The sequence below is a fragment of the Streptomyces sp. 142MFCol3.1 genome, from assembly GCF_000424945.1.
Taxonomy (GTDB): domain Bacteria; phylum Actinomycetota; class Actinomycetes; order Streptomycetales; family Streptomycetaceae; genus Streptomyces; species Streptomyces siamensis.
In genome coordinates this window covers 38,973-63,386 of sequence record NZ_AUKV01000010.1, presented here as the reverse complement: position 1 = coordinate 63,386, position 24,414 = coordinate 38,973, and the positions used below count along the sequence as shown (strand labels likewise).

Genomic DNA, 24,414 nt, shown 5'->3' with positions numbered 1-24,414 from the left:
GCGTCCGGTCCCCTGTGGCAGTGTCATGGTCCCGGCGAACACGAAGGTCACCGGCGGCGCCATTGCGTACTACGGAGACCCGGTCGACGCGCACACGCTTCAGGTGTTCCTCGAACTGCGCGACCGGGCCGGTCACCGCGTGGCGGGGAGCCTCCCGTCGTGCGGGGTGAGGACGGACCCGCCGTCACCGCGCAGGAGTGCCTGGGCCGGCTCCCGAAGTGAGCAGCGGCCCGAACGGCCCGAGCGGCCTGTGCCCGGCCGTCACGTCGTCCCGCGGGACCGGCCCGGGTCCGGTGCCGTGGCGAGGAACCGCTCCCGGTCGACGACCGCCCGGTCGATCTCGCCCGACGCGACCAGCGTCCCCGAACCGTCGACCGCCCGGACCCGGAACGTGAGGCGGCGGCCGGTGACGGCGGGAGGATCGGCGAAGACATCCACGCATCCTCCGACCCGCGTCGCGCGCAGGTGCTCGATACGGAGGGCCGTTCCGACGGTCGTCTGACCCGGCGCGGTGAACGGCGCGGCGGCCCGTACCGTCGCGGCTTCCATCCAGGCGACCAGCCGTGGCGTGGACAGCACGGGCACGTCCCCGCTGCCCACCGTCGCCGCCGTGTCGGCGTCGGTCACTTCATGGCGCATCGCATCACGCTAGCTCGTCGTGGAGCGGACAGCGGGCAGCGGCCGTCCCGGTGGCGCGGCACACCGGCACCTCAGTACCGATGGCGGTACAACCGGGCGAGCAGCGAGTAGGCACGTTGCTCGGTGGCGGCGAGCTCGGCCGGGTCGATCCCGGCCGGCCACGGCTCACCGTCCGCCGCCACCGGATACGCAAGTCGGCGGAACAGCACGCCACGGGTGTGCCCGGCCGTCCCGCGGATTGCCGGTCGGCCCTGCCTCGCCGCTCACCGGCCCCTGTCGTGCTCGCGCGGATTTCCCCGGGACGCAGCAGGATGGATGGAGCGGCGCGGACGGAGGGGCCGCCGCTGCGAACACGACAGGACCGTCCCCGACCCGTGAGGAGGCCGGCTCGTGCCTGAGTCGCAGCCCGTCATCGTGCCGCCGGCCCGGGCCACCGTCTTCCTCGTGGTCACCGTCGTCCCGGGCCGTGAGGAAACCGTCCGGGACCTGCTGGAGGACGTCTCGGGCCTGCGCCGTTCAGTCGCGTTCCGCGCACCGTACGAGGAACTCACGTGTGTCGTCGGCATCGGATCGGCGGCCTGGGACCGGCTGTTCGACGGACCGCGCCCCCAGGGACTGCATCCCTTCGTGGAGTTGGCAGGGGAACGCCACCGGGCCCCGTCCACGCCGGGAGACCTGCTGTTCCACGTGCGGGCCCGCCGCATGGACCTGTGCTTCGAACTCGCCCGGCTGCTCGGGGAACGGCTGCGCGGCGCGGCCACGGTCGTCGACGAAGTGCATGCCTTCAAGTACTTCGACGAGCGCGACCTGCTCGGCTTCGTCGACGGCAGCGAGAACCCCGAGGGCGGCATCGCGGCCGAAGCCGTCTTCATCGGCGACGAGGACGAAAGGTTCGCCGGCGGCAGCTATGTGATCGTGCAGAAGTACCTGCACGACCTCACGGCGTGGAACGCCCTGCCCGTGGACGAGCAGGACAAGGTCATCGGACGCACCAAGCTGGCCAACGTCGAACTCCCCGACGACGTCAAGCCCGACGACTCCCACGTGGCGCTCAACACCATCACCGACGAGGACGGCAACGAGCGCAGGATCGTGCGCGAGAACATGCCCTTCGGCACCATCGGCGACGGTGAGTTCGGGACGTACTTCATCGGCTACGCCCGCACCCCCGACGTGACCGAGCACATGCTCAGGAACATGTTCCTCGGCGACGGCCCGGCCCGGCACGACCGCATCCTCGACTTCTCGACCGCGGTGACCGGATGCCTGTTCCACGTGCCCACCGCCACCTTCCTCGACGACCTTCCCCCGGCTCCCGGCAGGAAGAGCGCGGCAGACGGCTCACTGGGGATCGGCAGCCTCAAAGGAGTCCGAACATGACGACGCCCGAAGGCATCACCAACCTGCATCGCGAACTCGCCCCCATCACGCCCGCCGCCTGGGCCGAGATCGAGGACGAGGCCCGCCGCACCTTCCGCCGCAACCTCGCCGGCCGCCGGGTGGTGGACGTCTCCGGCCCCGACGGCCCCGAACTCGCGGCGGTGGGGACGGGACACCTCTCCGACATCGACGGCCCGGCGCCGGGCGTGGGCGCGCGGCTGCGCCAGGCACGGCCCCTCACCGAACTGACCGTGCCCTTCACGGTGAGCCGGACCGCCGTCGACGACGTCGACCGCGGCTCCCAGGACTCCGACTGGCAACCGGTCAAGGACGCCGCGCGCACCATGGCGTTCGCCGAGGACCGGGCGGCCTTCAACGGATACCCGGCCGCCCGGATCGAGGGCCTGCGCGGGCGCACCTCACATCCCGTGCTGCGCCTGCCCGCAGAGCCCCGCGACTACCCGGACGCCGTCAGCCACGCCCTGAGCACGCTGCGCCTGGCCGGCGTCCAGGGCCCGTACTCCCTGCTGCTGGGAGCCGAGGCGTACACGGCGGTCAGTGAGACGTCGGACCACGGCTACCCGGTCGCCGCCCATCTCGGCCGGATCCTCGACGGGAAGCTGATCTGGGCGCCCGCGATCGAGGGAGCCCTTCTCCTCACCACCCGGGGCGGCGACTACGAACTGAGGCTCGGCGAGGACCTCGCCATCGGCTACACGTCGCACGACGCCACCGACATCGAACTGTACTTCCGCCAGACCCTGACGTTCCTGGTCTACACGGACGAGGCCGTGGTGGCATTCGACCCCGCGGCGGACGGGGGCTGATCCAGGGCCCCCGCGGAAATCGCCGCGGGCCGGAGTCAACTGCTGCAGCTCGGTGGCCGGATCGCACGGCCGGGCCACCTGGCAGCCCTGACCGATCGTGCGGCGTCCGCTCGTTCACTCATCACCATGTCTGCGATCCAGCGGGACCTCCGGGCCGGGTGGTGCAACGGGCCCCGGCGGCGGGCGTGTTCAGGCGCGCGGCACGAACGGTTCACGCGCCGGCGCCGGGCGACTGCCCCAGGGACACGACCACCGCGGTCGCCCGGCCGCCGGGTGCGCTGTAGGCCACCGTGTCGCCGGGACGGTGGCCGAGGAGGGCGCGCCCGAGGGGGCTGTCCGCCGTGACCAGTGAGGGGTCCAGTTCCTCAGCCGTCTCGCTGACCTGGAAGGTCTCCTCCGTGCCGTCGGCGAATCGCACGGTGACCGTGCTGCCCACGCCGACCCGGTCGGTGGGCGGCGGGCCTGCCGTGTCCGCACCGCGGAGCCGAGTAGTGATCTCCGAGATACGGGCGTCCAGGCGCTGGAGGTCGTCGGCGCGCTGCAACTCGTCGGCTTCGTCGGCACGATCGCCCACGGCCGAGGAGTCCTGAAGCGTCGCGGCGACCGTCCGGCGTTCGGTGTGGAGGTCGGCGAGTTCCTGTTCGAGGGCGTGTCGGGCAGCGTCGCTGATCGGTGCGGGTTCGCTGGGCATGCCTGGTCCTCGGGGTGCAAGGAGACGATGTGGGGCGGGACATTCCGGATCCTAGGTGCGATTCCCTGACGCGGCATCCGGCCGGTGGCCCTCCGTGTGCCCGCGGGTACCGCCCCTTCTCGGCGGCACGCGCCCCCGAGAAGGCCCCTGGCGGACTCACCGGCCACGTAGCATCGCCCACCCCGCTGCGGACCGGGGCGCGGCCAAGAGAGTGACCCGGGTGCCGGTGCGTGCGCGGGCGACCGCTCGGTGGGGTCATACGAACGACCGTCAGGCATGGGCGATGCCTGACGGTCGATCGTGCCCGGGCAGATCCGGACCGGTCGCACGCGGGGTCATACCGCGGAGTCCGCCTCGCGGAGGTCCTTCACCATGTGTTCCATCACCGCGCCCATGTCGCCGACCGTGGCGTCGAGTTCCTCGGCACGCGGCGCGATCTGCTCCACACACGTCGCCGTGGCGAGAGCGAGGTCGACGGATTCGGTCACCTCACCGTCGCCCAGGAGCTCCTCGATCCGGAAGGCGAGGCCGGCGAGCGTCGAGTCGTCGGTCTGCGGCACCAGGTACCCCCGCAGGCCCGGGGGATAGGGCGTGTGCTCCCGGTACTCCCGGAAGGCCCGCACGACCGCATGCTCCTCGCTGTACTGGTCCAGGAGCCCCAAGAGGACGTACAGCCGGGCCGTCAGCCTGGGCAGACCGGGGAAGCGGTCGAGCCAGGCCATGAGTTCGCGGTGGCCGCCGAGATGGTCGACGATCTCCGTCATCGTGACGGCGAGCGTGTTGGACTGGGCCCAGTGGAACGGCAGCAGCTGGGCGACCTGCTTGGCCAAGGTGGCCTCGTCCTGCGGGCTCAGGCTGTCGGAGACCAGCCCGCTGACCAGCGCGCGGTCGAGGCCGAAGCCCTCCGGTGCGGAACGGCGCGCGGTGGCGTGCGACACCTCGTGGCGCAGACGCGTCAGCTCCTTGCCGATCTTGCTCAGGGGTTTCTCCCGCATGGGGCCTCCAGCCGGCCTGCCGTGGTCTTCGGTCGCTCTGGGAGGTGCTCCTTGAGCGCCGCGCACGGGGGCACGGGGGCGGGACGGAGAGCAGCTGCCCGGAGCCTGCACGCAACACCCTGCCGCCGGGCGCGGGGATGCGCGCGCACTGTGGCCCATGCGGGCTATTCCACGCATCGGATCGCCCTGGGCCCTTCAGCTCGTCGACTGGCTTTCGCGGAGGCTCTGCGGGCGGCCGGACACGCCTTCGGCCCAGTGGTCCGGTGCCGGTGGAGGGCTCCGCGGGCCACGGCGTGCGGCGGAAAAGATCCGCCGTGGCGGGGTGGGGAAGCCGGACGACGCGGCCGTTACGGGGTAGAACGGATATCGGGTGTTCCCGATGTGTGGGGACCCGCTTTCACTGAGCCGGGCTCGTCCCGGCATGAACGAAGGACACAGAATGGCCAGCGGCACCGTGAAGTGGTTCAACGCCGAGAAGGGCTTCGGATTCATCGCCCAGGACGGCGGTGGGCCGGACGTCTTCGCGCACTACAGCAACATCTCCGGGAACGGCTTCCGGGAACTGGTGGAGGGGGAGACCGTCACCTTCGACGTGACCCAAGGCCAGAAGGGGCCCCAGGCGGAGAACATCGTCCGCGCCTGACGCCCGTACCCGTCCCCGCCCTTCCGTCCGAGGAGGGCGGGGACGTCCCTGTGCGGCGCCCTGAGGGAGGGATGCCCACAGGCCTCACCCGTCTCGTGGCCCGGTCGGCGGCCGTGGTGACGTCAGCGGCGGGTGCAGGCCTGGCCGACGAGGTCTCGTGTTCCACGGGCCGGCAGCGGTGAGCCGGGCGCCGAGGAGCGGGCGTGCTCTACCTGTCGGTCCTGCGGCGCGGCGTTGGGCGCACCGCCCGCAGCTGATCGAACCGTGACTCCGCCGACGGTATCGGCCCGGCCTTCGTCCGTTCAGTCACGTGTCAGACGCTCCAGGACGATCATGGCCTCGATCACGGTCTTCCGCTCTTCTTCCGTGCACTTCTCCTCGAGTTGCCCGGCGAGCCACTCCCGCCGGGCCTGCCGCCCCTCTTCGACCCTCCGCCGTCCGGCGGGCGTGAGCACGAGCAGCAGGCGTCGCCCGTCGTGGGGGTCGCGACGACGCACGATGAGCCCCGCGGCGAGCAGCGGAGCGACGGTCGCGGTCATCGACTGGTGCCGCATCCCCTCCGAGGCCGCCAGATCGCTGACCGTCACACCGGCCCGGTCGGCCAGCCGCGTCAGGACCGAAACCTGTCCCAAGGTGATGTCGTCGGCCTCGGCGGCACCGAGAATGCGGCGTCGCAGACGGCCGATGACGGCACGCACCTGCCGCGACGCCTCTACCGCCGAAGGCGACGCGTGAGGGTTCTCGTTCATGCCTTCCACCTTAAATAGTACAGCTTGCTCTGTACAGTCTTGTCTGTATGAATGCTGGTGGCCGGAAACGTCGCCACCCCGGGCGCGACGGCTTGCGGGCACCTTCAGGGGTGCGCGGAGGCGCAGGGGGCAGTACTCGCGTGACTCCTGCCCACGTCGGCCTGCGACGGGCTGCAAGCACCCCGCCTGTTCGACCGCCTGGCGGAGTGCGACGAGGACGCGGCCGTGGAGGGCGGATCGGGCGGGTCGCCGTAGGTCGCCACCTGGACGCGCCGCCGGAAGCCGGGGAGCTCGGCGGGCCTCGATCCCCGGTGCGCGGCGGCCGGTCCGCCGCCGCTGCGGGACACAGAAGTACGGTCACTCTGCCCAGGCGGGCGGTGTTCCGTGTCGCGGTGGCCGCGACGGTCGCCGCGGCAGCGGCGGGAGGTCGACGCGCTGGGACGGCACGGGGTCGGGGTGTCGTACCCCCACCTGACGTTCACCTTCGTCTTCGACCGTGAGACCTACGACTACCTGGGCATTCGTCTCAAGGGCAGCAACGACGAGCGCGTCGACGGCGAGTGGCGGAAGACGGACAGGTACTTCGAGATGCGCAGCCGCCAGGAGGTGGGTGTGGTCGACCGGATCGGCCAACGTCCGTAGGGCCCTCGAAGGGCCTGTGGCGAGGGGGGTAAGAGCCGGGGCGCGTGACGCGCGCCCCGGCGGCGGCTGAGGCCGCGGAGGGAGCCGACGGCCGCCCGGGAGGGTTCCTTGAGGGCCCGCTCAAGGGACGCGCCCACCTGGCCTGCCGAGGGGCGCCGGGGAATGACGGACGGCCGGCCACACGTTGGTCGAGGCAGGACGACCAGTTCGGGAGCACCATGTGAGCCCTGCGAGCATCACCATCTCCGTGGCCGAGACCCTGCGGGCCTCGCTCCGCGCGGCGCCGCACTGGCTGTGGCTGGCGGGCCCCATCCTGCTGATCTTCGCGATCCCCGTGGCCGACGCGTTCCTGCCGCCGGACATCCATCTCGCGCACCTGCTGGTCGTCGCCGTGGCGGTCACCGCCGTCGCCTACGGCCCCCGGCTCACCGCGCTCGTCGGCGCGCTGGCCGTACTCGCACTGGTCGCCGCCGGAACGCTGCGGCACACGCTGATCACCGAGAGTGTCGTCGTCGAGATCAGCGCCCTCGTCGCCGTCTGCGCCTTCCTGGTCTTCTTCACCTACCTGCGGCGGCGGCGCGACCGGGAGCTGGTGCACGTACGCTCGGTCTCCGACGCGACACAGCGCGTGGTGCTGCGCCCGCTCCCGGAGCACGCCGGGCCGGTCTCCTTCGCCTCGGAGTACCACAGCGCCGACGCCGACACGGGCATCGGCGGTGACCTCTACGCGGCGGCCCGCGTCCCCGGCTCCACACGGGTGATCATCGGGGACGTCCGCGGCAAGGGTCTCGCCTCGATCAGCGACACGGCGATCGTGCTGGGCGCCTTCCGTGCCGCCGCCCACCGTCCGGTCCCGCTGCCGGACCTGGTCGCCCACATCGAGGACGCCGTCGGCTGGGGGCTGGCGGAGTTCTCCGGGCTGGAGGAGGACGCCGCCGAACGTTTCGTGACCGCCGCGGTGCTGGACATCCCGGACGACGAGCCGGTCGTCCACGTGGTCAGCTGCGGCCACCCGCCGCCCCTCCGGCTGCACCACCTGAACGGGACGGCCACCGCCCTGACGGTGCCCGAGCCGTCACCGCCGCTCGGCCTCGGCGTGGCGATCGACCCCACCTATGCCGCGGCCACCTTCCCGTTCGAGCACGGTGATCGCCTGGTGCTCTACACCGACGGCGTCAGCGAGGCCCGGGACGAGCAGGGCGTCTTCTATCCGCTCGCCGAACGTGTCGCGGCATGGGCGGACCAGCCGCCCGTGCCGCTGGTCGAAAGCCTCACCGCGGACCTGCGGGACTACGTGGGGGGCCGGCTGCACGACGACATGGCCGTGATCGTCATCCAGCGGGACGGGAGACCTTCGGAGCAGTCGCCGTCCGAGGCCGCCTGAGCGTGCTCCCCGGAGCTGTCGCGGCAGTCCGCTTCAGAGCAGATCCTCGATCGTGATCGGCATCTTGTGGATGCGTCGGCCCGTCGCGTGCCAGACGGCGTTCGCGATCGCGGCGGCGGCACCGACCTGACCGATCTCGCCGACACCCTTGACGCCGAGCGGGTTGACGACGCTGTCCTCGACCTCGATCAGCTCGACGTCGACGTCGGGCGCGTCCGCGTTCACCGCGACCAGGTACTCACCCAGGCTCGTGTTGGCCCAGCGGCCCGTTCGCGGGTCCGTGTGGTTGGCCTCCAGCAGCGCCTGGCCCAGGCCCCAGAGCATGCCGCCCATGAGCTGGCTGCGGGCCGTCTTCGGGTTGAGGATCCGGCCGGGCGCGAAAGCGCCCGTCATGCGCCGTACCCGGACCAGTCCGAGTTCGGGATCCACGGCCACCTCGGCGAACTGGGCACCGAACGTCATCATCGCGTACTCGGAGTCGCCGCCCGGCGGCTTCCACGCACCGGACGCCTCTGCGTCCGGCTGGAAGTTCCGCTGCAACAGCTCGACGTAGGACTCCGAGGCGGTTCCGGCGGTCATGACTCCGTCCTGGACGACCACGTCGACCGGGTTCGCGCCGTACAGCGGCCCGTTGGAGTCCGCCACGGCCTTCGCGATCAGCTGGTTGCGCAGGGCGGTCGCCGCACTGTGCACGGCGGCACTGATCATCCCCGCGCCCGCCGAACCCACCGCGGCCGCGATGTTGGGCAGGTCGGTGTCGCCGTTCTCGAACCGGCAGCGGTCCACCGCCATGCCGAGCCCGTCGGCGGCGACCTGCGCCATCACCGTGGCGACGCCCGTGCCGAAGTCGGGGGTGGCGGCCTGGACGACCGCGGTTCCGTCGGCGTAGAAGCGGGCGCGGGCGCGCTGCGGATTGGCGGGCGGAGCGACCGGGTAGCCCGCGCTGGCCATGCCCGTTCCGATCAGCCAGTTCCCGTCGCGGCGCACGCCGGGCCGCGGGTCGCGGCCCTCCCAGCCGAATCGCGCGGCACCCCGCTGGTAGCACTCCCGCAGGCCGCTGCTGGACCAGGGATTGCCCGTCATGGGGCTCACGTCGGTGTAGTTGCGAAGCCGCAGCTCGATCGGCTCCACACCGAGTTCGTGCGCCAGCTCGTCCATGGCGCATTCCAGCGCGAACATGCCGCTGGCCTCGCCGGGCGCCCGCATGAACGTCGGGGTCATGGTGTTGGCGCGGAAGATCCGGTAGACGCCCCGGAAGTTCGGGCACGCGTAGATCTCCGACGAGACGCCGATCGAGGGCTCGGCCCATTCGTCGAAGTGGGAGGTGGGGGAGAGTTTGAGGTGCCGGATCCCGGTCAGCCGCCCCTCGCGCGTCGCGCCGAGGACGATCTGCTGTTCCTGCTCCTCACGGTGTCCCACCGAGGTGAACATCTGCTCGCGGGTCAGCGCCAGCTTGACCGGCCTGCCGACCTCGCGGGCGGCCATCGCCGCCAGCGCCGCATGGTCGTGGATCATGGCCTTGGAGCCGAAACTGCCCCCGACGAAGTGACTGATGACGCGGATCTTCGACAGCGGGATGCCCAGCTGCCGGCCGACCGTGATCTGGGTGGCGTTCACACCCTGGGTGGAGTCGTACAGCACCAGTTCGTCGCCCTGCCACTCGGCGGTGGTGCACGCGGGCTCGAGGGGGTTGTGATTGTTCGCCGCGTACGTGAACGTGGCCTCCACCCGCACGTCCGCCTGCGCGAGCCCCGCCTCGACGTCTCCGCGCTCGACCCGTCCCGGCAGCCAGCCGCCGAAGATGCGGTCGGGTTCGTAGGCCTCGCCGCGGCCCTGGTTGAGGGTCGTGAGCGGGGCGGTCTGCTCGTACGAGACGCGCAGCAGACTCGCGGCGTGCTGGGCCCGCTCCCAGGTGTCGGCGATGACGATCGCGATGTGCTGACCCGCGTAGTGGACGGTGTCGTCCTGCATCGGGAAGAAGGTCTGCCCCGGTGCGGCGGTGCCCGCCAGTGACGGGATCAGCGGCGGCTGTTCGGCGATCCGCGGCAGGTTCCGGTGGGTGAGGACGGCGATGACGCCCTCCTCCGCCAGGGCGCTCTGTGTCTCGATCCCGGTCACCCGGCCACTGGCGATTCGGGACCCGACGAGGCAGGCGTATGTCATGCCGGGGATCGGGATCTCGGCGGAGTAGCGGGCGGCGCCGGTGACCTTGGGGCGGCCGTCGACACGGGACAGCGGTTGTCCGATTGCGGCTGCGGTGGTCATGCCGGGCTCTCGCTTCCGTTGCCGATGAGGGTTTCGAGGGCACGCACGATCGCGCGCTGGGCGAGTTCGACCTTGAAGGCGTTCATGGTGGTCGGCTGCGCCTCGATCAGTTCCACCCGTGCCGCCTGGGCGAAGTTGTTCCGCTGTGCTGCCGCGCCGATCAGGAAGTCCTCGACCCGTCGGGCCCGCCACGGCTTGGTGGCCACACCTCCGAGGGCCACGCGCACGTCCGCGATCGTGCCGTCCACGACGGACACCGCGGCCGCCACGGAGGCCAGCGCGAACTCGTAGCTCTCGCGGTCCCGGACCTTCAGGTAGAGCGAGCGGCGGGCCACGGGCGCCGCGGGCACCTCGATGGACGTGATGAGTTCGCCGTGTTCCATCAGGTTTTCACGGTGCGGGGAGTCACCGGGCAGCAGGAAGAAGTCCTCGAAGGCGTACGTGCGTTCGCGCTGGTCGGGGCCCAGCGTGTGCACCTGCGCGTCGAGGGCCATCAGCGCCACGGCCGCGTCCGAGGGGTGCGTGGCGATGCAGTGGGAACTCGTGCCGAGGACGGCGTGCCCGCGGCTGAAACCGTCGACGGCCGAGCACCCCGTGCCCGGTTCACGCTTGTTGCACGGCGACTCGGCGTCCCGGTAGTACGAACACCGCACCTTTTGCAGGAGGTTGCCGCCCATGGAGGCCATGTGCCGCAGCTGCGCCGAGGCGCCGAGTTCCAGGGCCTGACTGAGCACGGGGAACCGCTCGCGCACCACGGGGGCCGCGGCGACCTCGCTCATGCGGGCCAGGGAGCCGATGCGCAGGCCTCCCTCCGAAGTGGTCTCGATCCGGTTCAGGGGAAGGCTGTTGATGTCGACGAGCCGCCGAGGATGCAGGACGTTCTGCCGCAGCAGATCGATCTCGGTGGTGCCGCCGGCGAGGAAGTCGCTGGTCGGGTCGGCGCTGACCGCGGCGATCGCCGCCGCGGTGTCGGTGGCGCGCGCGTAGGTGATCGGCCGCACGGCAAGGCTCCCTAGGCTCCGTCGCGGACTGCGCGGATCGCGGCCCGGATGTGGGGGTAGGCGGCGCAGCGGCAGATGTTGCCGCTCATCCACTCCTTGATCTCGGCGTCGTCGCGCGCATGGCCCTCTTTGAGCAGCGCCGTCGCCGACATGATCTGGCCAGGAGTGCAGAAGCCGCACTGGAAGGCGTCCTCGGCGATGAACGCGTCCTGCATGGCGTGCAGTTCGTCGCCCTCCGCCAGCCCCTCGATGGTGGTCACCTCGCGCCCTTCGCAGGTCATGGCGAGCGTGAGGCAGGACAGTACGCGACTGCCGTCGACCCAGACGGTGCAGGCGCCGCACGTGCCCTGGTCGCAGCCCTTCTTCGCACCGGTCAGGTCCAGGTGTTCGCGCAGCGCGTCGAGCAGACTGACCCGTGGCTCGATCTCCAGGGAGCGCTGCACGCCGTTGACCGTCAAGGTGACCGCGACCGGCCCCGGCCCTCGCTCTTCGAGGCCTTGCCCACGTTCGGTGAGGGGGGCCGGAGTGTGTGCAGACATGGCAGACCTCCAGAAGGGGACGCATTCATCGTGATACAGGGAGATATGCGCTGCAACCGTAGGATTTCTTCATCAGTGAGTGCGCACGGAGCCCGCGAGTCGGTGACCGTGGTCTTCACCTGGGAAGCGAAGCCGGGCATGGAGTCGGAGTTCGAGCGGTGGGCCCACGGCATCGAGACGGAGGCCGCCGCATTCGTGGGCCATCAGGGGGTCACCTGGCTTCGCCCGGAGGAGGGGGGCGCGTCCCGGCGGTACCACCAGGTGGTCCAGATTCGCCGGCACCGCCGACCTGGACCGCTGGATGGCCTCGCGGCAGGGGGCCGCCTGACAGGACCGCGTCAGGCCTGCGGGCGGTCGGTACGGCGCTGCGGCGATGGCGCTGTCCCGAGCTAGGAGGCACGGGGTCCCGCGCCACGCGTACAGCCGTCTTCCATGGCCCCGGTCCCGGACGGCCCACGCGCGTCACCGCGGTCCGCGCGCCACGCTCCAGGCCGCGAGCACGGCGAGCAGCATGGTCAGGAGACCGGACAGGACCAGGCTGGTGCGCAGACCCGTGAGGGCGATCAGCGGACCGCCGGCGAGCAGGCCGAGCGGGGCGGCGACCGTCGAGCCCGTCGTCCACAGGGTGACGACCGGTTGCTGTTCGTCGTCACGGAGCCCGGACTGCAGGAAGCTGTAGGCGATCGGTGTGAAGGGCGCCCAGACCAGGCCACCGAGACCGAAGACCACCATGGCCGCGCTCTGGTCCGCGATCCCGGCCAGCGCGATCGGGCAGAGCGCCCACAGCGCGATGACGGCGACGAGCAAAGGGCGTTGAGGGAGTCCGCGGAGGCGGTCGACCAGCGCGGCACCGGCCAGCGCCCCGGCGCCCAGCGCGGTCCAGAGCAGTCCCAGGCCGGACGCGCCGCTGTGCAGCGTGTCCCGCACGTACAGCGGCAGGGCGACCTCGATCGGCATGTAGAGAAAGTTGAAGAAGAAGACGACCACGAGCAGGTGTCCGGCCACCGGTCGGCGTCGCAGGACGCGCCACCCCGACTCGCGCCGCGGCTCACGTTCCGGTGTCTGCTCCGACGGCACTCTCGACGTCTGCTTCGACGGTGCTTGCGGTGTCTGCTCCGACGGCGCTTGCGACGTCTGCTCAGACGGTGCTCCTGGTGTCTGCTCAGACGGTGCTCCTGGTGGCTGCTTCGACGGTGCTTGCGGTGTCCTCTCCGACGGCGCTTGCGACGTCTGAGCCGGCTGATGCTCGGCCTCGTGCGGCGGCCTGCCCTCCGAGGCGTTCTCCGGTTCCCGCCCGTGTGCCGCGCCCCCGACCACCGGTGCCCGCGGCACACACCGCAGCACCGACACCAGCAGGATCAACGCTCCGCACGCGTCGGCGAACAGCGCCCAGCCCGTGCCCGCCCAGGCCACGAGCATTCCGCCGGCCACCGGTCCGACGACCAGCAGCGCGAAGTTGCTGCCCAGCCCGAGCAGTCCGTTGACCGCGAACCGGTCCGCGTCGCCCACCATCGAGGTGGCCAGAAGCCGGCGGCTGCTGGAGCCCGCCATCCGGCAGGTGCTGCCCAGGAGCAGTCCGCCGACCAGGACCGGCAGCGTGAGCCGGTCCGCCACCGCGAGCGCGCCGAGTCCGGTGAACGCGACGGCGCGCAGGACACAGTCCGCGAGCAGCAGCCGACGCGGAGGTGTGGAGAACCGCCCCAGGCTGATGGCCAGGGCGAGCACCGTGGAGAGCAGGAACGGCGCCGCCTCCACCATTGCGATCGCGAGCGCCGCATCCAGTGACCCGTGAACGGCCAGTGTCTGCACAGGCATTGCGACGATCAGCATGCCCGTGCCGGCGTTCGCCAGCAGATCGCCCAGCAGCAGACCGGCCATCCGCCGGTTGCGCAGCAGGACGTCGCGGTACGAGCTGTTCGCCGGGGCGAGCTCGGTGTCGGCTGCGGAGGACACGGCAGGCTCCTTCGATGACCACGGGGCGTTCGGGCCGTTGTTGAGTCGGTTGAGTCGGTTGAGTCGGATTGTCGGTGACCGACGCTGTCAGTGACGGATGCAGCCTGTCAGGGGGCGGCCCTGGCTGGACAGTGGCGGTGCCGGTGGAGTCGGACCCTGGGCGGGCAGTGGCGGCGGAACCGGCAGGCCCTGACGGGACAGTGGCCGTGGAGACGGCCTACCGGTGGCGCCCCGTCTCCTCGGGGCGTGCCTCCATCACAGCCGCACGGGCTTGCCATGACGACGCCGGTGGGACACCGTGGGACAGCCGAAACGGCTTTCAACAGCGACGACTCGGCCCGGGATTCTCTGCCGGGCCGGGACAGTGAGGCGGGGGACCGGTGGTTGTGGAACAGCGGGCGGCGAAGGCCGACGCGCCGGACGAGCTGGCGGCCAGGCTGCGGCTGCTCCAGGAGTTGTCCGGGCGCGGCGTACGGGCCCTCGCGCGGGACACGGGCCTCAGCTCGTCGTCACTGTCGCGCTACCTCGGCGGGCAGACGGTGCCGCCGTGGCCCGCGGTGATCGCGCTCTGCCGTCTCGTCAAGCGCGACCCCCGCCCGTTGCGCCCGCTGTGGGAGCGGGCCTCGAACCCCCTGCCGGCGCCCCCGAAGTCCAGCCGTCAGGTCCAGCCACCGTCGCCGCCGGCCGGCGACCCGCGCCCGCCCCGCAACGATCTGCCGCGCGACATGCCGGACTTCACGGGACGGGAGGCCGAACTGACCGCCGTGCTCGCGGGTGTGCGCAGCAGTCGGGTGGTCGCCGTCGACGGCATGGCGGGGGTGGGCAAGACCTGCCTGGCGGTGCATGCGGCGCACCGGCTCGCCGACGACTACCCGGACGCCCAGCTCTACGTGGACCTGCACGGGTTCACCGACGGACGCCGGCCGCTGGATCCGGACCCCGCGCTGCGCACACTGCTGGCCGCGCTCGACGTCCCCTCCGAGAAGGTCCCGCAGGAGGGCGGTGTCGAGCAGCTGGCCGCCTGCTGGCGGTCGGAACTGGCCCACCGCCGGGCCGTCGTGGTCCTCGACAACGCGGCCGACGCCGACCAGGTCCGCCCGCTGCTGCCCGGCGCCGGTCCCTCCGTCGCCCTGATCACCAGCCGCAACCGGCTGCTGGGCCTCGACGAGGTGCCCCCGGTGTCGCTGGACGTGCTGACCCCCGAGGAGAGCGCGGAGCTGCTGGCCCGTGCCAGCGGCGACCCCCGGGGGCCCGACGGGCGGTTGGCCCGCGACCCGGAGTCCGCGGCGGAGGTGCTCCGGCTGTGCGGTCATCTGCCGCTGGCCCTGCGGCTGGCCGCGGCCCGGTTGCGGCACCGGCCGGGCTGGACCGTGGGCATCCTCGTGGAGCGGATGGCGGAGGGCGTGGACGAGTTCGACACCGCGTTCGCCATGTCCGTAAGGCAGTTGGACCGGAACCAGCGGCGTCTGTTCCGGCTGCTCGGTCTGCTGCCGGGGTCGTCCTTCGACGAGTACGTCGCGGCGGCCCTCGCGGACATTCCGCTGCGCGGCGCCCGCACCATGCTGGAGGACCTGCTCGACGCGCACCTCGTCCAGCAGCCGGCGGCCGGCCGTTACCGGCTGCACGACCTGGTGCACCAGCACGCGCGGCGCGCCTGCGTGGAGCAGGACTCACCGGTGGAGCGGGAGCGGGCGCTCGGCCGGGTGCTCGACTACTACGTGCACGCGGCGGCCGCCGCCGACGCCGCGATGCCGTTCGTGTCGCCCGGCCGGGCGGCCTCCGTCGGCAGGGCTCCGGCGGAGCTGCCGCGGTTCACCGACAAGAACGCGGCCCTCGGCTGGTTCGTCGCGGAGTACACGAACCTGATGGCCGTCTTCGAGGCCGCGGTCGCCGCGGGGGCCGACGCGCATGTGTGCGAACTGCCGCGCTTCATGCGGGCCTTCTTCGCGCGGCGCTGCGGCACGACGCATCTGAACGCCCTCTTCGAGAGGTCCCTCGCGGCGGCGGAGCGTCTCGGTGATCCGCTGCAACTGGCCGAGGCGCACAGCGACTTGGGCTTCGCGCGCTACAACGCGGGACGGATGCCGGAGGCAGGCGCGGCCTACGAGGCGGCGGCACCGCTGGTGTCCCGGGCGGGGGACCCCCGGTCGGAGGCCGAGCTGACCATGCGGCGCGGCTACCTGAGGTGGGACGAGGGATACGTGGAGGAGCCGTTGGAGTTCTTCCGGCTGGCCGGGAAGCTCTACGAGAAGGCCGACTGCCCGATGGGAGCGGCCCACGCGATCGGGTACGAGGCCTGGGCGACGCTGCAACTGGGACACCGCGAGGAGGCGGCGCGACTGGCCCGTCGGGCGCTCGACGTCCCGCACGCCGACCCCGCCTGGCCGCCCACGCTGACGGCTCGGATCACGCTCGGCGTGGCCATCGCCGGGGAGGAGCCCGACGAGGCTGCCAAGCATCTGCGGCAGGCGCTGGAGCTGGCCCGCGAGGACGGGCACAAGCACAACGAGGCGTGGTGCCTGAACTGCCTGGGGGTCGCGCTGCGGACGATGGGCCGATATGAGGAGGCCCTGGACAGCCACCGGCAGGCCTTCGCCCTGCTGGACGAACTGTTCGAGGAGCACTGGAAGATCCATTTCCTCAACGGCTACGCGGAGACCTGCCGGCTGGCGAACCTGCCCGAGGAGGCCCTGCGGCTGCACCGCGAGGCTCTGGAGCTGGCGCCGCGACTGGGGTACCGGTACGCGGAGGTGCTGGCTCACGAGGGCATCGCGGCCGTGCTCGACCGGACGGATCCGCCGGCGGCGGCAGGGCACCGCGCGGCGGGGCAGGCCGTGCTGGAGGAACTCAGGCCGGAGGCCTGACCGGGCGTCACGTCCCGGGGCGGCCCGCCGCCGACGGCGCCACTCGCAGGACAGCGCGCGCCCGGGGCACCTTCGGGCGGTCGACCGGCAGTCGTCTCCACGGGAGCGCCCCGACAGCTGTCACCGTGCCGCGGTCGGCTGCCAGCCCCGCCGACCGTTCTCCGTCGCCCCGGTTCGGTGACGCGTCAACGGGGCAACGTGAAAATCCACGACGCGGAGATATTGAGAGCGGCACCAAACCGTCCCACCGCGGTTGTCGGCGTCGGGGCAGGTCGCTTCCGCGAGAGGCGATGTTGCTCGTGGGGTGGCCGATGTGCGAGTCCACTCACGTTGCATGGTGTGCTGCGCCATCCGACCTCGACCGGCTCTTCCCGTGGGGCAACGGCGGCTGGGCCGAAGCCGCCTTCGCCCTCGGCCTGGGCGGCATCGGCGCCGCGATCGCACTGGCCCTGTGAGACGGTCCGCCCTGGCGCAGGGCCCCTTGGGCGACCAGGTCCTCACGTCCTGCACGCGGGCGCACGAACCGTGGTTCCGCGTGTTCGCCGGGCGCGGTTGCCGCGCGGGGCCGGATTGTCAGTGGAACCTCCTACGCTGACCTCACATCGATCGGACAGGCGAGGAGAGGCGTACACATGGGCGGCAACGGCTGGATGCACACGGGCCCCTACCAGCGGGATCCGGCGGCCGCGTTCCGCCAGGCCCAGGAGGAGCAACTGGCCGAGGACGACCACGGCTTCCCCGGCCGGACGGTGGACGAACTGTGGGAGGACCCCGCCTGGCACGAGTACATCTTCACCGGCGGTACGGGGACGGTCCTGGACCAGCCCATGCTGATCGAGGCCACGGACCCCGACGACGGCCCCTACATGCGTCCGCTGACGGCCGAGGAGGTGAGGGTCTGGGCCCCCGACGGCCGCCCCGACTACGACGATTGGGAGGCGGCCCTGCACTCGGGGCAACTGGACTTCCCCCACCGCGCACAGGGGAGATGCACCGTGCTCTACGTGGACGGGCAGCCGACACAGATCGGCTACTGGGGCGTCACCGCCGACTGACGACCGGACGGCGCATCAGCGACCAACAGGCGGGCGGCAGGCTTGGGATGGGCCTGCGGCAGTGACCGCACCGCCCGTCACCGGTGCGCCTTCGCCGTCGGCGCCCGGTCATCGACAGCGCGAGGAGAGCGAACGAAGATCACGAGCGGGCACGGTCCACGTTTCGGCGGCAGGCCCTGGGTCGGATTCGAACTCTTCACCCGCTGAGACACGGCGGGCACCACCCTCACTCGGCGGGCGCGCCGCGGCGGCGAACAACGCCCGGTGACCGGTGTGTCTGGCGAAGATCCCGCTGAACGTCCCGGGATCGCGGTACCCGACCTCGGCGGCGATGCTCGCGACGGTCCTGTCAGCGGTCTCCAGCAGATGCCCGGCGTGACGCACCCGGGCCGTCCGCAGGTACGCGAGGGGCGTCTCGCCGGTCTCGTCTCCGAAACGGCGGAGCAGGGTTCTCGTGCTCACGTGGAACTCCCGTGCGCCGAACGCGTGGCGCGCGACGGCCTGAAGGTGCCGGCCTACCGCTTCGAGCACGACACGTGGTGCACCGGCCGGCAGTTCGCGGCCTACCGGGCGTTGCTCGGCGACGCGTTCGACGGCCGTGTCCTCGAAGCGGAGTCGGCGAACACGAACCCTCCGCCCTTCTTCCGTGACGTCGTCGGCTGCGCCCACAGCGTGGTCACGGCGCACCTCGTCGCTCAGGAAGGCCACCCCACCGTGCGGGCACGGGCCGAGATCATCACCTTCCTGAGCGAGCGGCTCGGGACGGGGTCTTTGTGAGTCGGTCGGTCCCGCCGCGGCGGGAGCGGGAGCGTGGACCGTAGCGGGTGGACAAGGACCGCGTCGGCGGCAGACTGATCCCATGACCGAAGAGGATCTGAAGGCCGATCTCCAACGCTACCTGCAGTCCGCCCGCGACGCCCTGCTGTGGAAGCTCGAAGGCCTGTCGGAGTACGACGTCCGCCGCCCGCTGACGCCGACCGGCACCAACCTCCTGGGCCTGGTCAAGCATCTGGCCGGAGTGGAACTGGGCTACCTCGGCGACACGTTCGGACGGCCGTCCGGAGAGGACCTGCCCTGGTTCGAAGAGGCCGCCGAGACCAACGGGGACATGTGGGCGACCGCGGAAGAGTCACGCGAGTACGTCATGGGGCTCTACCGCCGGGCGTGGGCACACTCGGACGAGACGATCGACGCGCTGGCGCTGGACGCCGTCGGGAAGGTGCCGTGGTGGCCCGACGGCAAGGACGAGGTGACGTTGCATCACGCCGTGGTGCGCGTGACCGCGGACACGCAACGCCATGCCGGGCAGGCCGACATCCTCCGGGAACTCATGGACGGTGCCGTCGGCATGAGCAAGGACAACGACAGCATGATGCCCGGCGACGCGGCCTGGTGGGAGGACTACCGCGGCCGGCTGGAGCGCGCGGCCCGGGAAGCCGACCGAGGCGTGTGACCGCGGCTCCCCGGGGCCTGCGTCGCGGTGACGGGCGATCTCCGCGGCACTTTCTGGGAACCGGGGGAGCAGGACCTGCGCCGGGTCTCCGCCAGATGGAGGGCCACGAACCGGGCGAGGGTCAGAGCGTCCTTCGGGTCGTCGGCCCTGCGTGAGGCGTCCGGCACACGCTCGCGGCACGCGGCGGGCTTCCCTGGCTCCCGCGGGAATGCCCCAAGTGCCCCGTGCCGTGGGAGCCGTTCCGGCGGTCCCGTGCGCCCCCCGAGGGCGCTCATGCGTGGGGTGCCGCGCCTGCCCCGTCGCGCCGCTCGCGCTGGGGGACCACCGTGTACCGGGGGTCTCGCGCGGAGGCGATCCCCGCGGCGAACACACCGAGGCGGGTGCACACCGAGCCGGCGAGCAGCGCGAGCCCGGCCACCGCGGCTGCCTCGCGGCGGTGTCCGAACACGACGGCGGCGACGGCGCCCCCGGCCGTGAGGGCACGAGCGGCACGGAGCAGGGAGCCCGCCCGGCCCTCCCGCCACGTCTCGGCGACGATGCCCAGCCGCCGTTCGGCGGCCGACGACACGGCCAGATCCGCGACCGCGGCCAGGCAGACCGCGCAGCGCGCGGGGGCGTTCTCCCGGGCCGGGCCGGCCACGAGTGCCATGCCCGCCGCCGCGGCGGTCGCCGAGGCGGCGAAGAGGTACGGCAGTTCGCGGTGGACGTCGTGCCAGGCGGGCACGGCGGTGTCGGCCGCCAGCACGGCGGTGTACGTCGCCACCACGGGGCCCAGCACCGCGGCGGCCCCGGTCGCCGCGCTGCCGAGCCGCGGCAGCCGCCCGGCCACCGCGGTCGAGGCCGCGACGGCGGCCGAGGGCCCGTAGACGGACAGCAGCCAGGAACCCATGCTCATCGGCGAGGTCGGCTTGAACACTCGGAGCATGTTGGCGAACCGCTCCGGCCGGCCCAGGTCGTGCACCAGCGCCGCCGCGGACAGCGACACGGCTGCCGCCGAGGACACCTTCAAGGCGGTCGCCGTGGAGGTCCGGCCGGTGAGGTGGGCTCCTGCCGCGAGGACCGATCCCGCGCCCGCGAGACCGCCGAGGAAGAAGTAGCCGGCGATGTCCGTGGCCGCCCAGGAGGGTGCCTTGATGACGGGACGGCCGTAGTACGACTGGAAGTCGGCTCGCGGCACCACGGTCCGTTCGCCGCGCCGACGACGTGCGGAGGGGCCCGGTGCCGAGGTCATCGGCGTCCCCTTCCGGCCAGCGCGAAGGACACCGCGACCCCGCCCAGCAGGGACAGCGCGGCCGCTCCCGCGTGCTTCCACATGGCCGGCAGGTCGCGCGTGGTGACCACGGGGTCCGGCGGCAGCCCGTACACCTCGGGTTCGGCCAGCAGCAGGAAGAACGCGCCGTCGCCGCCCACCCCGTCGTCGGGGTCGTGGCCGTACAGATGAGCCTCGGGGACACCAGCGGCGTGCAGTTCGTCGACGCGCAGGGCCGCCCTCTCGCGGAGTTCGTCCAGGGGGCCGAACTGGATCGACTCCGTGGGGCAGGCCTTGGCGCACGCTGGGCTCTGGCCCACGCCCAAGCGGTCGTAGCACATCGTGCACTTGAACGCGCGTCCGTCGGCCGGGCGTTGCTCGATGACGCCGTACGGGCAGGCGGGCACGCAGTAGCCGCAGCCGTTGCAGATGTCCTCCTGGACGACGACCGTGCCGAACTCGGTGCGGAACAGCGATCCCGTGGGACAGACGTCGAGGCACGCCGCGTGCGTGCAGTGCTTGCACACGTCGGACGACATCAGCCAGCGCATGCCACCGGTGCCGTCCACGACCGTCTCCTGCGCGGTCGCTCCGCCCTCGGCCAGCGGCAGTTCGGTCCGGCCGTCGGGGCGCGGCTGCTCGATGAAGGCGACGTGCCGCCAGGTCGAGGCCCCGAGCGCCTCCGTGTTGTCGTACGACATGCCGGTCAGGGACAGGCCGTCCTCGGGGATGGCGTTCCACTCCTTGCAGGCCACCTCGCAGGCCTTGCAGCCGATGCAGACGGAGGTGTCGGTGAAGAAACCGACCCGCTCCGGCGTCTCCTCCCTCATTTGCGGACCTCCGTCCCGGTGGCGGCGGTGATGCCCGCCCTCCGTCGGTACTCGGCGACCAGTTCGGGCAGGTCGGGGCCGCGCGGACGACGGCCGGCAAGGATGTCCGCGGTGAGCGCCTTGTCCTCCTGGATGTGGGCGTCGGGGTCGAGGGCGATGGCGACGAGTTCATTGGCCGCGTCCCCCGACGAGATTCCGTTGGGCCCCCAGTGGAAGGGCAGAGCGATCTGGTGGACCGTGCGGCCCTGGACGCGCAGCGGCCGGATGCGCTCTGTCACCAGCACCCGCGCCTCGACGGCATTGCGTGCCGTGACGATGGTCGCCCAGCCGCCGTTGACGAGCCCCCGTTCCTGGGCCAGCTCGGGCGACACCTCGCAGAAGAACTCCGGTTGCAGTTCCGAGAGGTAGGGCGACCAGCGGCTCATACCGCCCGCAGTGAAGTGCTCGGTCAGGCGGTGCGTGGTGACGATGTACGGGAAGACACCGGCTCCCGCCTCGTCGCCGCTCGGGTGGTAGCGATTGCCTTCACGGGGCAGCAGCCGACGCACCGGATTGCGCGCGGTCGAGGGATACAGGGCGTTGCCGAACGGCGAGTCCTGCGGCTCGTAGTGGGTGGGCATGGGGCCGTCCTCCAGGCCGGCCGGCGCGTAGAGCCAGCCCTTGCCGTCGGCCTGCATGATGAACGGGTCGTCGCCGCGCAGCGCGTCGGGGCCCGTCGCGTCCTCGGGCGGTACGAAGTCCGGCGCGCGGTCCGGGACGAAGTCGGGTACGTCGTGGCCCTTCCAGCGACCCTGCTCGCCGTCCCACCAGATGTACTTCTTGCGTTCGCTCCACGGACTGCCGTCGGGTGCGGCGGAAGCCCGGTTGTAGAGGATGCGCCGGTTGGCGGGCCAGGACCAGGCCCACTCGGGAGCGACCCAGCTCTGCTCCCAGTGCGGCTTTCTGCGGGCGGCATGGTTGACGCCGCCGGCGTACACCCCGCAGTAGATCCAGCAGCCGCAGCGGGTCGATCCGTCGTCCTTGAGTTCGGTGTACGCGTTCAGCGGGGAGCCGTCCGGGGCGTGGCCGTTGATCTCCGCGAGCACGGCGTCGGCGACGGGTTCGTCGTACGGGCCGGTGACCGGGTAGTTCCAGGTGAGGTCGAGGACCGGCCGGTCCATGGGGTCGGTGGAGCCTGCCAGCTTCTCCTTGACGCGGCGGCCGAGGTGGTACATGAACCACAGGTCGCTTCGGGCGTCCCCTTCCGGTTCGACGGCTTCGTAGTGCCACTGCACGTAGCGGTTGGTGTTGGTGAAGGACCCGGACTTCTCGGTGTGGGCGGCGGCGGGGAAGAAGAACACCTCGGTGCCGATGTCGGCGGTGCGCAGTTCGCCGGTCTCGATCTCCGGGCCGTCCTTCCACCAGGTGGCCGACTCGATGAGGGAGAAGTCGCGGACCACCAGCCAGTCCAGGCGGGACATGCCGAGGCGCTGGAGGCGTGCGTTGGCCGAGCCGACCGCGGGGTTCTCACCCATCAGGAAGTAGCCCTTGCAGTCGCCGTCGAGCTGGGCCATGACCGTGTCGTAGGTCGAGTGGGAGCCGGTCAGGCGCGGCAGGTGGTCGAAGCAGAAGTCGTTGTCGGGTGTGGCCGCGTCGCCGTAGTAGGCCTTGAGGAGGCTGACGACGTAGGCCCGCATGTTCGCCCAGAAGCCTTTGTCCGTGCGGCTCGCCAGGACGAAGTCGTCCAGGCTCATGTGTGCGTGCGCGTGCGGCATCGGGATGTAGCCGGGCAACAGGTTGAACAGGGTGGGGATGTCGCTGGAGCCCTGGATGGACGCGTGCCCGCGCAGGGCCTGGATCCCTCCGCCGGGCCGGCCGATGTTGCCGAGCAGCAGCTGCAGCACGCTGGCGGCGCGGATGAACTGGGCCCCGGTGGAATGCTGCGTCCAGCCGACGGCGTAGGCGAAGGCACTGGTGCGCTCGCGGCCGGAGTTCGCGGTCAACTCCTCGCACACGCGCAGGAACGTGGCGCGCGGGATACCGCAGACGTCCTCGACGAGCTCCGGGGTGTACCGGGCGTAGTGCCGTTTGAGTATCTGATAGACGCAGCGCGGGTGCTGGAGGGTCTCGTCGCTGGGGGCACGGGGCGCGGTGCGGGCTCCGCCGGAGCCGTGCGCCTCGGGTCCGGCCGCCTTGCGCGTCCGGTCCTCGTACAGCTCGTCGGTCTCGCCGGTGGGCTGCTGGACTTCCGCCCCCTCGTACTGCCAGCTGTGCGGGTCGTAGTGCGTCTTCTCCTCGTCGAGGCCGGAGAAGACGCCGTCGAGGTCCTCGGTGTCGAGGAAGTCCTCGCCCACCAGGGTGGCGGCGTTGGTGTAGTTGAGGACGTATTCGCGGAAGTCCTTCTCCTCCGTGAGGACGTGGTTGATGATCCCGCCGAGGAAGGCGATGTCGCTGCCCGCGCGGATCGGGACGTAGAGATCCGCCAGCGCACTGGTGCGGTTGAACCGCGGGTCGACGTGGATGATGCGGGCACCGCGCCGCTTGGCCTCCATCACCCACTGGAAGCCGACCGGATGGCACTCGGCGAAGTTCGAGCCCTCGATGACGATGCAGTCGGCGTGCTGCAGGTCCTGCATGAAAGTCGTCGCGCCGCCACGGCCGAAGGACGTGCCGAGACCGGCGACGGTGGAGCTGTGGCAGACCCGCGCCTGGTTCTCCACCTGTACCACGCCGAGGCCGGTCAGCAGTTTCTTGATCAGGTAGTTCTCCTCGTTGTGCAGCGTGGCACCGCCCAGGCTCGCGATGCCCATGGTCCGGGCGGTGCGTGCGCCGTCCTGCTCCCACTGCCACGTCTCGCGCCGGGTCCGCACGACACGGTCGGCGACCATGGCCATGGCGGTGTCGAGGTCGAGGGTCTCCCACTCGGTGCCGTAGGGCCGCCGGTACAGAACCTTGTGCTCGCGAGCGGGCCCGGTGGTGAGCTGAAGGGTCGCCGCACCCTTGGGGCACAGGCGCCCCCGGCTGACCGGGGAGGCGGGGTCGCCCTCGATCTGGACGACCTTCTCGTCCTTCACGTAGACGAGTTGGCCACAGCCGACGGCGCAGTAGGGGCAGACGGACCGCACGACCCGCTCGGCGGTGTCCGTACGGGGGCGCAGATTCTCGGTGCGGGCGGACTTCGCGGCGGTGCCGCGCCCGGTGCGGTCGGTCCCGGCGACCTGACGGAGGACGGGCCAAGCGCGGACCCGGTCGGCCATACCCATGATTCCTCCCGAC

At 71.7% G+C, this 24,414-nt stretch carries 23 protein-coding genes; 10 read left to right on the top strand and 13 right to left on the bottom strand.

Annotation, left to right across the window (positions count from 1 at the left end):
* Positions 1–261: 261 nt before the first annotated feature.
* Both H305_RS0116075 and H305_RS53420 read right to left on the bottom strand, forming a co-directional pair.
* Positions 262–639, bottom strand: coding sequence for a thioesterase family protein (locus H305_RS0116075; protein WP_028801270.1), 378 nt, complete (start codon positions 637–639; stop codon positions 262–264).
* A 71-nt stretch (positions 640–710) separates the two neighbouring features.
* Entirely contained in the window at positions 711–848 is a 138-nt protein-coding gene (locus H305_RS53420) for a hypothetical protein (protein ID WP_158690541.1), read from the bottom strand.
* A 181-nt stretch (positions 849–1,029) separates the two neighbouring features.
* On the opposite strand from H305_RS53420, the gene H305_RS0116065 reads away from it, so the two are divergent.
* Both H305_RS0116065 and H305_RS0116060 read left to right on the top strand, forming a co-directional pair.
* Entirely contained in the window at positions 1,030–2,019 is a 990-nt protein-coding gene (locus tag H305_RS0116065) for a Dyp-type peroxidase (RefSeq protein ID WP_028801269.1), read from the top strand.
* Complete coding sequence (locus H305_RS0116060; RefSeq protein ID WP_199791414.1) at positions 2,016–2,846, top strand: family 1 encapsulin nanocompartment shell protein; 831 nt, start codon at positions 2,016–2,018, stop codon at positions 2,844–2,846. Before H305_RS0116065 ends, H305_RS0116060 begins: the two co-directional genes overlap by 4 nt.
* A gap of 211 nt (positions 2,847–3,057) precedes the next feature.
* Here H305_RS0116060 and H305_RS0116055 read toward each other — a convergent pair whose 3' ends face one another.
* Both H305_RS0116055 and H305_RS0116050 read right to left on the bottom strand, forming a co-directional pair.
* A complete protein-coding gene (locus H305_RS0116055) occupies positions 3,058–3,537 on the bottom strand; it encodes a GreA/GreB family elongation factor (protein ID WP_028801267.1) in 480 nt (159 codons plus the stop codon).
* Positions 3,538–3,872: 335 nt separating this feature from the next.
* Entirely contained in the window at positions 3,873–4,532 is a 660-nt protein-coding gene (locus tag H305_RS0116050) for a hypothetical protein (protein WP_028801266.1), read from the bottom strand.
* Between the two features lie 439 nt (positions 4,533–4,971).
* Between H305_RS0116050 and H305_RS0116045 the strand changes: the two genes are divergently transcribed.
* Positions 4,972–5,175 carry a cold-shock protein gene (locus H305_RS0116045; RefSeq protein ID WP_028801265.1) on the top strand — a complete coding sequence of 68 codons (204 nt, stop codon included), beginning with the start codon at positions 4,972–4,974 and terminating at the stop codon, positions 5,173–5,175.
* Positions 5,176–5,477: 302 nt separating this feature from the next.
* Here the strand turns inward: H305_RS0116045 and H305_RS0116040 are convergent, their stop codons facing one another.
* A complete protein-coding gene (locus H305_RS0116040; protein WP_028801264.1) occupies positions 5,478–5,924 on the bottom strand; it encodes a MarR family winged helix-turn-helix transcriptional regulator in 447 nt (148 codons plus the stop codon).
* Between the two features lie 456 nt (positions 5,925–6,380).
* On the opposite strand from H305_RS0116040, the gene H305_RS0116035 reads away from it, so the two are divergent.
* The gene (locus H305_RS0116035) at positions 6,381–6,566 is read left to right on the top strand and encodes a hypothetical protein (RefSeq protein WP_028801263.1); all 186 of its coding nucleotides are present in this window, start codon (positions 6,381–6,383) and stop codon (positions 6,564–6,566) included.
* Positions 6,567–6,786: 220 nt separating this feature from the next.
* Positions 6,787–7,950, top strand: a complete 1,164-nt coding sequence (locus H305_RS0116030; RefSeq protein ID WP_051370629.1) for a PP2C family protein-serine/threonine phosphatase — start codon at positions 6,787–6,789, stop codon at positions 7,948–7,950.
* 33 nt (positions 7,951–7,983) lie between these two features.
* Here the strand turns inward: H305_RS0116030 and H305_RS0116025 are convergent, their stop codons facing one another.
* The 4 genes from H305_RS0116025 to H305_RS50675 form a co-directional block, all read right to left on the bottom strand.
* On the bottom strand, positions 7,984–10,215 hold the full coding sequence (locus H305_RS0116025) for a xanthine dehydrogenase family protein molybdopterin-binding subunit (protein ID WP_028801261.1): 2,232 nt from the start codon (positions 10,213–10,215) through the stop codon (positions 7,984–7,986).
* Entirely contained in the window at positions 10,212–11,216 is a 1,005-nt protein-coding gene (locus H305_RS0116020) for an FAD binding domain-containing protein (protein WP_028801260.1), read from the bottom strand. Before H305_RS0116020 ends, H305_RS0116025 begins: the two co-directional genes overlap by 4 nt.
* Positions 11,217–11,227: 11 nt before the next feature.
* Positions 11,228–11,755: a (2Fe-2S)-binding protein gene (locus H305_RS0116015; protein WP_028801259.1), complete on the bottom strand. Its 528-nt coding sequence runs from the start codon at positions 11,753–11,755 to the stop codon at positions 11,228–11,230.
* Positions 11,756–12,217: 462 nt separating this feature from the next.
* The gene (locus H305_RS50675; protein ID WP_078629076.1) at positions 12,218–13,708 is read right to left on the bottom strand and encodes an MFS transporter; all 1,491 of its coding nucleotides are present in this window, start codon (positions 13,706–13,708) and stop codon (positions 12,218–12,220) included.
* A gap of 380 nt (positions 13,709–14,088) precedes the next feature.
* Between H305_RS50675 and H305_RS0116000 the strand changes: the two genes are divergently transcribed.
* The 3 genes from H305_RS0116000 to H305_RS0115990 all read left to right on the top strand — a co-directional run bounded on the left by H305_RS0116000 (position 14,089) and on the right by H305_RS0115990 (position 17,627).
* Entirely contained in the window at positions 14,089–16,572 is a 2,484-nt protein-coding gene (locus H305_RS0116000) for a tetratricopeptide repeat protein (RefSeq protein WP_234020873.1), read from the top strand.
* 311 nt (positions 16,573–16,883) lie between these two features.
* Entirely contained in the window at positions 16,884–17,027 is a 144-nt protein-coding gene (locus tag H305_RS53415) for a hypothetical protein (protein WP_158690540.1), read from the top strand.
* Between the two features lie 177 nt (positions 17,028–17,204).
* Positions 17,205–17,627, top strand: coding sequence for a hypothetical protein (locus H305_RS0115990; RefSeq protein WP_028801256.1), 423 nt, complete (start codon positions 17,205–17,207; stop codon positions 17,625–17,627).
* A gap of 108 nt (positions 17,628–17,735) precedes the next feature.
* Here the strand turns inward: H305_RS0115990 and H305_RS50670 are convergent, their stop codons facing one another.
* A complete protein-coding gene (locus tag H305_RS50670; RefSeq protein ID WP_051370628.1) occupies positions 17,736–18,089 on the bottom strand; it encodes a helix-turn-helix domain-containing protein in 354 nt (117 codons plus the stop codon).
* Between H305_RS50670 and H305_RS46110 the strand changes: the two genes are divergently transcribed.
* Both H305_RS46110 and H305_RS0115980 read left to right on the top strand, forming a co-directional pair.
* The gene (locus tag H305_RS46110; RefSeq protein ID WP_234020937.1) at positions 18,090–18,404 is read left to right on the top strand and encodes a hypothetical protein; all 315 of its coding nucleotides are present in this window, start codon (positions 18,090–18,092) and stop codon (positions 18,402–18,404) included.
* 82 nt (positions 18,405–18,486) lie between these two features.
* Positions 18,487–19,080 (top strand): DinB family protein, encoded by a 594-nt coding sequence (locus tag H305_RS0115980; RefSeq protein WP_028801255.1) that lies wholly within the window; start codon positions 18,487–18,489, stop codon positions 19,078–19,080.
* A gap of 271 nt (positions 19,081–19,351) precedes the next feature.
* Here the strand turns inward: H305_RS0115980 and nrfD are convergent, their stop codons facing one another.
* From nrfD to fdh, 3 genes are read right to left on the bottom strand one after another with little or no spacing between them, the layout of a single operon-like run.
* Positions 19,352–20,311 carry an NrfD/PsrC family molybdoenzyme membrane anchor subunit gene (gene nrfD / locus H305_RS0115975; protein ID WP_078629075.1) on the bottom strand — a complete coding sequence of 320 codons (960 nt, stop codon included), beginning with the start codon at positions 20,309–20,311 and terminating at the stop codon, positions 19,352–19,354.
* The gene (locus tag H305_RS46105) at positions 20,308–21,159 is read right to left on the bottom strand and encodes a 4Fe-4S dicluster domain-containing protein (protein WP_037764153.1); all 852 of its coding nucleotides are present in this window, start codon (positions 21,157–21,159) and stop codon (positions 20,308–20,310) included. The genes nrfD and H305_RS46105 overlap by 4 nt, the downstream gene beginning before the upstream one ends.
* On the bottom strand, positions 21,156–24,401 hold the full coding sequence (gene fdh, locus H305_RS0115965; protein ID WP_028801253.1) for a formate dehydrogenase: 3,246 nt from the start codon (positions 24,399–24,401) through the stop codon (positions 21,156–21,158). Before fdh ends, H305_RS46105 begins: the two co-directional genes overlap by 4 nt.
* Positions 24,402–24,414 lie beyond the last annotated feature (13 nt).

What these genes read in the sequence shown, in the direction of transcription:
- H305_RS0116075 (WP_028801270.1), bottom strand. Translation starts at nt 639, where the DNA reads ATGCGCCATGAAGTGACCGACGCCGACACGGCGGCGACGGTGGGCAGC.
- H305_RS0116060 (WP_199791414.1), top strand. Translation starts at nt 2,016, where the DNA reads ATGACGACGCCCGAAGGCATCACCAACCTGCATCGCGAACTCGCCCCC.
- H305_RS0116055 (WP_028801267.1), bottom strand. Translation starts at nt 3,537, where the DNA reads ATGCCCAGCGAACCCGCACCGATCAGCGACGCTGCCCGACACGCCCTC.
- H305_RS0116050 (WP_028801266.1), bottom strand. Translation starts at nt 4,532, where the DNA reads ATGCGGGAGAAACCCCTGAGCAAGATCGGCAAGGAGCTGACGCGTCTG.
- H305_RS0116045 (WP_028801265.1), top strand. Translation starts at nt 4,972, where the DNA reads ATGGCCAGCGGCACCGTGAAGTGGTTCAACGCCGAGAAGGGCTTCGGA.
- H305_RS0116040 (WP_028801264.1), bottom strand. Translation starts at nt 5,924, where the DNA reads ATGAACGAGAACCCTCACGCGTCGCCTTCGGCGGTAGAGGCGTCGCGG.
- H305_RS0116025 (WP_028801261.1), bottom strand. Translation starts at nt 10,215, where the DNA reads ATGACCACCGCAGCCGCAATCGGACAACCGCTGTCCCGTGTCGACGGC.
- H305_RS0116015 (WP_028801259.1), bottom strand. Translation starts at nt 11,755, where the DNA reads ATGTCTGCACACACTCCGGCCCCCCTCACCGAACGTGGGCAAGGCCTC.
- H305_RS53415 (WP_158690540.1), top strand. Translation starts at nt 16,884, where the DNA reads ATGTGCGAGTCCACTCACGTTGCATGGTGTGCTGCGCCATCCGACCTC.
- H305_RS0115990 (WP_028801256.1), top strand. Translation starts at nt 17,205, where the DNA reads ATGGGCGGCAACGGCTGGATGCACACGGGCCCCTACCAGCGGGATCCG.
- H305_RS0115980 (WP_028801255.1), top strand. Translation starts at nt 18,487, where the DNA reads ATGACCGAAGAGGATCTGAAGGCCGATCTCCAACGCTACCTGCAGTCC.
- nrfD (WP_078629075.1), bottom strand. Translation starts at nt 20,311, where the DNA reads ATGACCTCGGCACCGGGCCCCTCCGCACGTCGTCGGCGCGGCGAACGG.
- H305_RS46105 (WP_037764153.1), bottom strand. Translation starts at nt 21,159, where the DNA reads ATGAGGGAGGAGACGCCGGAGCGGGTCGGTTTCTTCACCGACACCTCC.
- fdh (WP_028801253.1), bottom strand. Translation starts at nt 24,401, where the DNA reads ATGGGTATGGCCGACCGGGTCCGCGCTTGGCCCGTCCTCCGTCAGGTC.